1 protein-coding gene is annotated in these 856 nt (G+C 32.6%); it reads right to left on the bottom strand.

What is annotated here, in order from left to right; all coding sequences use genetic code 11:
* Positions 1 to 233: 233 nt before the first annotated feature.
* On the bottom strand, positions 234 to 856 hold a 623-nt coding region (locus tag KVT34_RS29550), incomplete at its 5' end, for a hypothetical protein (RefSeq protein ID WP_217563222.1).

Genomic DNA, 856 nt, shown 5'->3' with positions numbered 1-856 from the left:
AATTGTGGATTTATATAATCGTGGATACAGCATAGATGTCATTGCAGATAGGTTAGGGAAAAGTGCATTAGGTGTCCGTGGGAAAATGGAAAGAATGGGGTATAGGTTTAAAGGTAAGGTTCCAATTTTCCCGAAAGACAAAGTTGTTTCTGAATAAATTGAAAGATTATGAGAGAAAAGGAGCTAGAACAAAAATGAATGAACTAGCTGTATTAAAGGTTTAAAGTGCCTCTTTAATAGTCTCCATCACGAGCAATAAGAACTAGATCTGGTAATGGAATGGCAGATAGAGCTTCTTTAGTTATCTTTACCTGAAAAGAAAAAGTTTTTCTAGAAGTAATTACTTCTAACATGTTATTTCCGATATGTACTTCGCTCTTATCGTTAAAGCGAAATAGTAAATGACCTCTTAAGGATGTATACGGAGGGATATCAATAACTGGTTGTAACCATGAATCTTCTATTGGGAAAAATAGTATTTCCTCTTCTGCGTAATGAATAATGCCGTCTTGTTCTTGCTTTCCAGGTTGTATAGTAACGTTATATTCAGGGCTAGGCTTACTATATGAATTGAACTTAGACGTGTTATTTAATGTGAACTCAATAATAGAAATAGGTAATGCGCTTTTGTTAGTAATTATTACATCCATTATAACTCTATAATCACTATCCCAATATACATCAGGTGTTTTGGTATCAATTCTATCTGGCTTTAATACGACTGCCATACTATTTTCTAGTTGAATGCATTCAATATTGGCACGATTTCTCCAAAAATTTTTAAATGTAATAATGAAAGTTGCGATAGAGATTGATAATGCTGTGACTGGTATTATATTAGATTTTAAAAATTCAA

The organism is Paenibacillus sp. GbtcB18, from assembly GCF_019091125.1.
Taxonomy (GTDB): Bacteria; Bacillota; Bacilli; order Paenibacillales; family NBRC-103111; genus Paenibacillus_F; species Paenibacillus_F chitinolyticus.
The sequence above is the reverse complement of the archived record's forward strand: the minus strand, read 5'-3'. Positions and strand labels throughout refer to the sequence as shown.